We start from the raw sequence: 8,790 nt of genomic DNA on the forward strand, positions 1-8,790 counted from the left end.
GTCGTAGGAGCCCTGTTCGAACAGACGCAGCACGTCCCCCTCCCCCTTGAGGGGAGGGTGGCCGGCCACAGGCCGGTCGGGTGGGGTCGCTTCGACCGGTGTCGGCGCCAGGGCGGTGCTGAATTGGGCGGCGCCTCCTGAGGCGACCCCCTCCGTCCGCTTCGCGGACACCTCCCCCTCGAGGAGGGAGGAAAGTGCGGCGTCGATATCGGCTTTTACAACACGGCCGTATGGGCCTGTGCCGGATACGGTTGAGAGGTTCAGGCCAGCCTCGCGGGCTAGGCGCCTGGCCAAAGGTGTTGCGCGGGCTTTCCCCTCCCCCTCGAGGGGAGGGTGGCCGGCCGCAGGCCGGTCGGGTGAGGTCGGTTCGACTGGGCTCGACGGTACAGGGGTGCCTCCTGAGGCAACCCCCTCTGTCGACTTGGTCGACGTCTCCCCCTCGAGGGGGGAGATTGGCGCATAGCTTTCATCGTCGGCATAAATCCATGCAACAGCTGCACCGACCGCAATATCGACACCTTCCTTGCCGGTGACGTCGCGCAGCACGCCGCTGGCCGGCGCGTCGATCTCCATCGCCGCCTTGTCGGTCTCGATCTCGAACAGCACATCGCCCTTCTTGACGTGCGCGCCTTCCTCGGCGAACCAACGCGAGATCTGTCCGGTCGCCATGTCCATGTCGACCTTGGGAAGAATGACTTCGGTCGGCATTTCTCAGCGAACCCCTTTCACGAGGTCACGCGCAGCGGTGATGATGTCGGGAATTTGCGGCACCGTCGCCTTCTCGAGCTCCGGATTATAGGGGATCGGCGTTTCAGCGCCGCCCAGCCGCACGATCGGCGCATCGAGATAATCGAACGCTTCGCTCTCGGCGATCATGGCGCTGACCTCGGCGCCGATGCCCAGCGTCTTGACCGCTTCGTAGACGCATAGCAGCCGCGACGTCTTCTTGACACTGTCGATGACGGTCTGCTTGTCCATCGGCCGGATGGTGCGGAGATCGACGACTTCGACGTCGATGCCTTCGCTCTCCAGCGCGGCAGCCGCGTCGAGCGCCTTCTGCACCATGATCGAGGTGGCGACGATGGTCAGGTCGCGGCCCTCGCGGCGGATATCTGCCTTGCCGATCGGCACGGTGTAATAGCCTTCGGGCACCGGTCCCTTCATCTTGTAGAGCAGCTTGTGCTCGAAGATCATGACCGGATCGGGATCGGCGACCGCCGCCAACAGCATACCCTTGGCATCATAGGGGGTCGCCGGCTGGATGACTTTCAGACCCGGCACATGGCCGAGCCAGGCTTCCAGGCTCTGGCTGTGCTGAGCCGCCGCACCGGTGCCGGAACCGGCGGGAAAGCGCATCACCACGGGAACTGAAACCTCGCCGCCCAGCATGAAGCGCATCTTGGCCGCCTGGTTGACGATCTGCTCCATGGCAAGCGTGGCGAAGTCGGAAAACTGGAACTCGAAGATCGGCCGCATGCCCGTGAGGGCAGCGCCCACCGCGACGCCCGCGCCGCCCAATTCCGAAATCGGCGTGTCGATGACGCGGTCAGCGCCGTAACGTTCGACCAGGTCGCCGGTGACCTGGAAGGCGCCGCCATAGACACCGATATCCTCGCCCATCAGGAAAACGCGTTCGTCCATGTCCATGGCGATCGCCATGGCTTCCTGGATCGCCTGGGCGTAGCTCAGTTCACGCACCATCGCGTCCATCACGCCTGCTCCGTATACACGTAATTTCCGGTCTCGCTGATATCGGGCGATGGGCTCGCCTTGGCGAACTCGATGCCCTCGGCGATCTCTTGCGCCACGGCATCGCGAATGGCCTCGATGCCCTTGTCGTCGATGAAGCCGAATTCCCTGAGCTCGCTTTCGAACAGGGTGATCGGATCGCGGTTCGACATCCAGTCCTCGATCTCTTCCTTGGTACGATAGCGGTTGCGGTCGCTCTTGGAATGGCCGCGATGGCGGTAGGTCTTGGACTCGATCAGCGTCGGCCCCTCGCCGGCGCGGGCTCGGGCGATAGCCTGATGAGACGCCTCGGCGACCTCGGAGAAGATGTTGCCGTTGACGATGACGCCCGGCATCGAATAGGCGGCGGCGCGCTCGGCGATGTTCTTGACCGCGGTCGAGCGGGCTGTCGATGTGGACATGCCGTAGCCATTGTTCTCGCAGACGAAAATGACGGGCAGCTTCCAGACCGCCGCCATGTTGAGCGCCTCGTGGAAAGCGCCTTCATTGTTGGCGCCATCGCCGAAGAACGAGACCACGACCTTGCCGGTCTTCATCATCTTGGAGGACAATGCCGCCCCGACGGCGATCGGGATGCCGCCGCCGACGATGCCATTGGCGCCGAGATTGCCCTTGCCGACATCGGCGATGTGCATCGAGCCGCCACGGCCCTTGCAATAGCCTGTGGTCTTGCCGAAGAACTCGGCGAACATGCGCTTGACCTCGGCACCCTTGGCAATGCAGTGGCCATGACCGCGATGCGTCGAGGTGATCTGGTCATCCTCGGCAAGCGGCATGCAGATGCCCATGGCGCTGGCTTCCTGGCCGATCGACAAATGCATGGTGCCGTGGATGAGACCGCGCGTGTAGCACTCCTCCGCGCCCTCTTCGAAGCGGCGGATCAGGTACATCTTGTGGAGCACCTCCCTGAGCTGCTCGGCGCTGTACTGGCGGTAGACGAAGGGCAGATTGGCGCGACTGTCAGTGACGGCTTTGCTGGCTGTGGCCATGATCACGCTCCCACGGACCCATAGACGAGCTTGTCCTGGCGGGCGCGCAGTTCGGCGATCTTGGAGCCCGCCGCGGGCGCTGCATTCGCGTAGGTTATGAGCTCGCCCTTCTTGATCGGCGCGGTGACCGAGCCGCCCTGCAGCAGGCCGCAGGGAATGGCCTTGGCGGCGCGCGCCTCCGGCGTCGTCATGATCCAGGCGCGGTAGCAATATTCACCGATCGCATCGAGCTTCTCGCCGGGCTTCATGTCCTTCTTGGCCACGGCGGCGACTTCGGCCACCGGTTTGGCCAGCGGCACCATGTCGGCCTTGCCGTAGAGCACGACGCGCGCGCAGGTCAGCGGCACTTCGAGCGAGGTCAGGTGATAGGGACGATGGAAAGTGAAATACGGGCCTTTGCCCATCTTCAAATCTTCCATGCGCTCGGAGATGCGCGGATGCGACATGTCGGCAACGACGAAGACGCCGGGCGCGACACCCTTGCCGATCGAATAGTCGACGACGCCGACCCTCGACAGCACGCCGCCATCCTTCTGCGGCACCAGCACCTTGGACAGTTCGCCAAGCGTGGCCGCCGGGCCATGCATGCCGGCCTTGTCTGGAACCAGGCCGGTGGCATTGGCGATCGCCGCCATCTCGACCATGGTCTTGGAGCCGTCGACGAATTCGACCAGCATCCGCACATTCATGTGCCGGCGCTTGGCTTCCTCCTCATAGTCTGGGGGAATGGCGTCGATGTTGAGCGGGTTGTTCTTGCCCTTGCCGGCGGCAACGATCGGATGCCCCATGGCCGAAACGAACTCGATCAGCTCCATGCAGGAGGACGGCTCATCGCCGGCGCCCAGCGAATAGGTGACGCCGAGCCGGTCGGCCTCGCTCTTCAGATAGGCGCCGATGGTGACGTCGGCCTCGACATTCATCATCACCAGATGCTTGCCATGTTCCATGGCGCGCAGCCCGATCTCGGCGCCGACGGCGGGAACCCCGGTGGCGTCGATGACGACGTCGATCAGATCATTGTTGATGACAAGGCTGGCATCGTTGGTGACCGCCACCTTGCCGGCTTCCATCGCCGCCGTCATCGCCGACGCGTTCGACACCTCGCGCGCATGCCCGGTTTCCTGGAAGGCGATATCGACGGCCTTGCTGGCGGCAGGCAGGTTCAGTTCGGAAATGGCGCCGATCTCGATGCCCGACATATGGGCGACACGAGTGACGATGTCAGTTCCCATCTCGCCCGAGCCGATCAGGCCGATGCGGATAGGCTTGCCCGACTTGGCGCGTTCCTCGAGATCGCGGGCAAGGCCCGTCAACGAAACATTGGAAGCCATACCGCTCGTTCCTCCCATAATGCAGGCTTGTTCGATTGCCTGACGGGTATTGAACATCTGTATTTCTGTCAAGACTAATGTCCAGATTGTCGTGCTTAAAACCACTTTCCAGGCAGCCCGAACCATGGACGAAAACGAAGCCGCGAACCGCACGGCGCGCGAAGACAGGTTCGCTCGCAGGCGGAGCCAGCGCGGAACGCTTTTTTGCGATTACGGCCGGTCGTGAAATAAAAGTACCGAAATATTAGATTGTAAAATTTATCTTTCACAGCGTGTTCTCGCGTGCTAGCGTCGCGTCATGAACTGGAAATGAACTGCGCTTCCTGGGGTGGCCTTTTCCGGTCTGTTCCAAATAGGTCTGCCAAGGGACGTTGCGGCCGATGAAGATGAAAACGCCTGGCGAGAAGACTGTTTCCGGTGAGACCGAGGTGGCCAGCGCGCTGGAAGCCAGGTTGCGCGAGGGCTGGCTGGAGTTCGCGCGGACCGAGCAGGCAATCGCGCGATACCTGCTCGCCAACATCCATGACATTCCCTTTGAAACTGGCGCCACCATTGCCGCCGGCGCCGGCGTAAGCGAGGCAAGCGTTACCCGTTTCGTGCGGCGTCTCGGCTACACCGACCTCAAGGAAATGAAGCGTGGCCTGCGCTCCGCACCGAAAGCCGCTGGCCCGGGCCTGGACAGTGCCGAGTTGCGTTTCCGCATCGGCGGCGAAAAGCAGGAACGATTGGCTCGCAGCCTGGAGATGGAGCAGCAGGCCTTGACCGCGGCTTATGGCCTTGCCCAGGGCGAGATATGGTCCGAAATCGTTCATCTGCTGAGCACCTGCGATCGCGTGAACTGCGTCAGCTTCCAAGCCGTGAAGGGACTGGGGCTCGATTTCGCGACGCGTCTGCGCTGGGTGAGGAGCGATGTCCGCTTTGCCGAAGGTTTGGGCGGCACGTTCTCAGAAATCCTCACCGATAGCGGCGAAAATTCTTGCGTGCTGCTGATCGACACGGCGGAATACGCAGCGAAGAGCTTTCGGCTGTGCGCCCAGATCAAGCGCCGAAAGATTCCTCTGATCATCGTTACCGACAAATACAGTCATTGGGCATCTGAATACACAAAACTGGCGCTCGAAGTATCGACGCGCGTCGACCTGTACTGGGATTCGACGGCCGCCATAAGTTCGGTTCTGAACCTCCTCACGCATTCCGTTGCCGAGAAACTTGGCAAATCGGCCGAGACGCGGATGAACGAGCTGGAGGATATCGCCGGGATCCTGCGAACCTTCCACAAACCGCCACGGCGCGTCGCACGGCACATCAAAGAGGAAGAAGGCGAAGAATGACGATGCATCACCCGTTGCTGAAACCGTGGACAGTCAGGGCAGGCGCATGAAGTTGACGGAATACGCCGCCTATGACGGCGTCGGTCTGGCCGAGCTCCTACGCAATCGGGAAGTTACGCCGCGCGAACTGGGCAACTGCATCCTTTCAGGGATCGCCGCGGTCAATCCGCAGCTCAATGCCGTGATCGAAACCTATGCCGATGCGATCGAGGGGCTGGGCGACGTTCCCGGACCCGCACCTTTCCACGGCATGCCGACATTGACCAAGGATTTCCCTATCGAAGCCGGCCGGCCGGGAGAGTTTGGCAGCGTTCTCGCCAAGGGTTTCATCTGCGGCGAGGATCACGCCTTCTGGGCGAAAATGCGATCCGGCGGCCTTGCCAATATCGGGCGTACCACCACGTCGGAATTCGGCATAGCGGCGGCAACCGAATCCTCTCTCTATGGTGCGACACGCAACCCCTGGGATACCAGCAGGGGTGTTTCGGGATCGAGCGGCGGCGCAGCCGCGGCCGTTGCCGCCGGCATCGTTCCCGTCGCGCAAGGCGCCGACGGTGGCGGCTCCATTCGCACCCCCGCCGCCTTTTGCGGGGTCGTCGGCCTGAAGCCGTCCCGTGGACGGATCAGCGGCGCGCCGGAATCGAATGCGCCAATGCTGGGTCTCGCCATTTCATTCATGCTGACACGCTCGATCCGCGACACGGCGGCTTTGCTTGATCTGGGTTCTGGTGCGCTTCCCGGCGACAGCTATGAGATCGTCCCTCCGACCACCAGCTATGCCCAGGCGATCAAGACGCCACCCAAGGCTTTGCGCATTGCCCTGTGCACAACGTCCTGGTCCGGCTATCCGCTCGACCCCGAGGTGAAGGCGGCAGTCCTCGAAGTGGGCAAGAGGCTGGAGCAACTGGGCCACAAGGTCGTCGAAGCCGGGCCTGTGTTCGATTATGAGCGCTATCTGGCGGCACAGAAAGTGATCTGGGCAGCTTCTACGGCGCAGTCGCTCGACGAGTTGGCGGGCCTGCTGCGGCGGCCGATCGATGAAGACAGCCTGCAGCAGACGACACTTGCCGTCTACCGCCATGGCCGAACGCTCGATGCGGCAAGCCTGATCGCGGCTCTCGCGGTGTATGACCGGATCACGCGGACGGTTGGCGAATTCCTGGCCGTCCATGACGTGCTGGTGACGCCGACTTGCGCGATCTCGCCGGAGTTGCTCGGCACGTACGACCCGGATCGTCCTGGCCGCGACATCGACACGGTGTTCGCCGATCTGGCGCCGAAGGAGACGTTCAGCGCGCTCTTCAACGGCACCGGATCGCCGGCGATATCCCTGCCGCTCGGCTGGACGCAAAACGGCCTGCCGATCGGAGTGCAGTTTGTCGCCGCGTTCGGACGCGACGATCTGCTGCTGCGGTTGGGTGCGGTGCTTGAAGCCGACTACGCCTGGCACCAGCGCAAACCACCTACCCACATCACCAAGACTGCTTGAACCAACAACGACTGCTTGAACCAACAAGCATGGAACCGCCCCGGGAACATCATCAACGAAAATGGGAGATTGTCATGGACCGCAGAGTATTCCTCAAAAGTGCGGCGTTTGCCGGCTTCAGCATCGCGACGTTGCCGGCCACATTGCTTCGAGCCAATGCTGACGGCAGCAAGATACTGCGTATGGCCTATGGAGCCGAGGTTCTCACCCTGGACCCGATCAAAACCACTTACGGAGCCGATATCCTCATCCAGGGCATGATGTATGCACGCCTGCTGCATGCCAATGCCGATCGCACTGAAGTCGGCCCGGGCCTTGCCGAGAGCTGGGACATCGCGGATGACGGCAAGACCTATACCTTCCACCTGCGCGAGGCCAAATTTTCCGATGGGTCGCCGATCACGGCCGAGGACGTGGCGTTCAGCTGGAACCGCATGCGCTTCCAGAAGGATTCCGCCTATGCGGCGCCGTTCCAGCCCCTGACCAAGATCGAGGCAAAGGACGCCAGGACAGTGGTGATGACGCTCGATCGCAAATTCACGCCCTTCCTGACGCTGACCGAAATCTGGAATACCGGCATTGTGCCGAAGGCAGCGGTCGAGAAAATGGGCGACGACGCTTTCGCCAAGGCGCCGGTCACATCAGGGCCGTTCAAATTCGTCGAATTGAAGCCGGGAGACCGCGTGGTCCTTGGCCGCAACGAGCACTATTACCGCCAAGGCGAGCCCAAGATCGACGGCGTCGAATTCCGCTATGTCCCGGACGACAACACCAGGGTCTCGATGTTCCAGGCGGGCGAGCTCGATGTCTGCCTAGGAGTTCCGGCCCCGCGCATGGCCGAGTTGAAGGCCGCCGGCTTCCGCGCCGACCCTGAACCTTCGAGCACCACTTATGACATGCTGATCAACCATTCGGCAGAACCCTTCAACGACCTCAAATTCCGCCAGGCCGTCAGCTACGGCATCGACCGCACCGCCATCAATGCCGCGGTGACGCTGGGTCTCGGCACGCCGGCCAGTTCCATCATGAGCCCGACACTCGATTTCTTCGACAAATCGCTGCCAGTCATTGCCCGAGACGTCGAAAAGGCCAAGGCCCTGTTGGCTGAATCCGGCAAGACCGGAGCCAGTTTCGAACTCATTCAGAATGCCGGAAGTGCCGACGAGGAAAAGGCGGCGGTGCTGATCCAGGCGCAGTTGGCGGAAGTCGGCATCACCGTCAACATTGCCAAGATCGATTCAACCCAGGCATGGACCCGCCTCGCCGATGGCGAGTACCAGGCGGAAATGAACTGGTGGTACAACGAGACGCGAGATCCCGACAACGCATTGCGCTGGTGCGTCTGGGGCGCGGGCGACAACAAGTCCTACTACACCCGCTACAACAACGAAACGGTCGACAAACTGATCGATGAAGCCTCGGGCGAGGCGGACAATGCCAAACGGGCCGAGCTCTATGCCCAGATCCAGAAGACCGTGGTGGACGAGGTGGCGCAGGTGGCGCTCTATCACCCGACGTGGCTCAACGCCTATGCTCCGAGCGTGAGAGGGTTGGTCCTGAACGTCGGCCTGCAATTCTCGTCCATCGGCGGGACCAGCCTGGATTGATCGGCACAGGATGCGAGACGGGGACGAGATCTTCGTCCCCGTCTCGCATCGATTTGACACCAGGATCCCGACCCATGAATCGATTCTCCTTCGTGCTCAGGCGGCCGATACAGTTGATCCCCGTGCTGCTGGGTATCAGTGTGATCACCTTCCTGCTGCTGCAAATGACACCCGGCGATCCGGTTCGCCTCATGCTTGGCCCCAAGGCCAGTCAGGAGGCGATCGAATTCGTGCGGGCGCGATACGGTCTCGATCAGCCCATCCCCGTGCAGTATTTCTATTACGTGCCTGTCT

Annotated in this window: 7 protein-coding genes and 1 pseudogene; 4 read left to right on the top strand and 4 right to left on the bottom strand. The window is 62.2% G+C overall.

Translation table 11 applies throughout. The features are described from left to right. The 4 genes from EN893_RS09360 to EN893_RS09375 form a co-directional block, all read right to left on the bottom strand. A partial coding sequence (locus EN893_RS09360) for a biotin/lipoyl-containing protein (protein WP_164900777.1) occupies positions 1–708 on the bottom strand: 708 nt, incomplete at its 3' end. 3 nt (positions 709–711) lie between these two features. Next, positions 712–1,710, bottom strand: a complete 999-nt coding sequence (locus tag EN893_RS09365; protein WP_127267172.1) for an alpha-ketoacid dehydrogenase subunit beta — start codon at positions 1,708–1,710, stop codon at positions 712–714. Continuing rightward, positions 1,710–2,738: a thiamine pyrophosphate-dependent dehydrogenase E1 component subunit alpha gene (locus tag EN893_RS09370; protein WP_127267165.1), complete on the bottom strand. Its 1,029-nt coding sequence runs from the start codon at positions 2,736–2,738 to the stop codon at positions 1,710–1,712. Before EN893_RS09370 ends, EN893_RS09365 begins: the two co-directional genes overlap by 1 nt. A 2-nt stretch (positions 2,739–2,740) precedes the next feature. Further along, the gene (locus EN893_RS09375; RefSeq protein ID WP_127267166.1) at positions 2,741–4,069 is read right to left on the bottom strand and encodes an NAD(P)H-dependent oxidoreductase; all 1,329 of its coding nucleotides are present in this window, start codon (positions 4,067–4,069) and stop codon (positions 2,741–2,743) included. A 428-nt stretch (positions 4,070–4,497) separates the two neighbouring features. On the opposite strand from EN893_RS09375, the gene EN893_RS09380 reads away from it, so the two are divergent. From EN893_RS09380 to EN893_RS09395, 4 genes and pseudogenes are all read left to right on the top strand, one after another. Continuing rightward, positions 4,498–5,400 (top strand): MurR/RpiR family transcriptional regulator, encoded by a 903-nt coding sequence (locus EN893_RS09380; protein ID WP_164900778.1) that lies wholly within the window; start codon positions 4,498–4,500, stop codon positions 5,398–5,400. Between the two features lie 46 nt (positions 5,401–5,446). Beyond that, positions 5,447–6,889 carry an amidase family protein gene (locus tag EN893_RS09385; RefSeq protein ID WP_127267168.1) on the top strand — a complete coding sequence of 481 codons (1,443 nt, stop codon included), beginning with the start codon at positions 5,447–5,449 and terminating at the stop codon, positions 6,887–6,889. Between the two features lie 74 nt (positions 6,890–6,963). Continuing rightward, entirely contained in the window at positions 6,964–8,496 is a 1,533-nt protein-coding gene (locus tag EN893_RS09390; protein WP_164749041.1) for an ABC transporter substrate-binding protein, read from the top strand. A 74-nt stretch (positions 8,497–8,570) separates the two neighbouring features. Next, positions 8,571–8,790 (top strand): annotated as a pseudogene (locus EN893_RS09395) (ABC transporter permease); the annotation flags it as partial.

It is taken from the genome of Mesorhizobium sp. M7A.F.Ca.CA.004.04.2.1 (assembly GCF_004022825.1).
Classification (GTDB): domain Bacteria; phylum Pseudomonadota; class Alphaproteobacteria; order Rhizobiales; family Rhizobiaceae; genus Mesorhizobium.